Consider the following 777-nt stretch of genomic DNA (forward strand, 5'->3'; position numbering starts at 1 on the left):
AAGCGCTTCTTGACACTGCGCTGTGGTATGACAGCACCTGGACGACAAATGGGAAGATCCTCGGCTTTATGATTTACACACCAAGTTCCCCCTCCCACTTTATCACGAAAACCTGATTGAATCATACAAGCTTCTATGGTTGCTATTGCATTGTAGCTGAGCTTTCTGCTTTCTGGATCAGTATCATAAGGGGTTGGCATTCCACATTCTAATAAGGCTTTTCCTACCTCAGTAAAATCAGTAACACCATTTTTCTCCCACGTAGCTATCTCTCCTGGAGGAGGTTTATCGATATTACATCCAGTTACACTCACCAAAACTATTCCACTTAATAACTTTAAAATGTATTTCATTTTTTACTCCTTGATTTACTTAAAGGAAATTGTTCACGATGAGATGTGCCATAAAACTTTTGGCATTTATAACCCACATCTCCAAGGCAAGTATGGGAGCTTATGGGATTCATGATCACTCTCCACCATTCTTTCCACATGTTACTACCAGTAGGTATTGTCTCGTAAGTATAGCCATTGCCGCCAATAATTCTGCTGACAAAGTCGTATCTATTCCCATCAAAGCCAATAGTGGTTTGTTTGCCATCACTCACATAACCTAACAGACCGGATGCAACTAAAGCATTAAAGGCTGGTCCATAGAAATTGATATTCGTGTTGTCGGCTATACCGTGAACACCTTCTTGTTTGAAAGAATTCAGCATATTCCCCAATGTCATTGTCCCGCGACTATGTCCATAAAGTTCTAATCCTGTAAGACCAT

General features: G+C 40.5%; 1 protein-coding gene and 1 pseudogene. Both read right to left on the minus strand.

Annotated elements, in window-relative coordinates; translation table 11 throughout:
* Positions 1-353: hypothetical protein (locus ACFIO5_RS11470; RefSeq protein ID WP_375705479.1), on the minus strand; the 353-nt coding region annotated here is incomplete at its 3' end.
* A pseudogene (locus tag ACFIO5_RS11475) lies at positions 350-777 on the minus strand (filamentous hemagglutinin); the annotation flags it as partial. The pseudogene ACFIO5_RS11475 and the gene ACFIO5_RS11470, both read right to left, overlap by 4 nt.

The sequence above is a fragment of the Bartonella sp. AA86SXKL genome, from assembly GCF_042196885.1.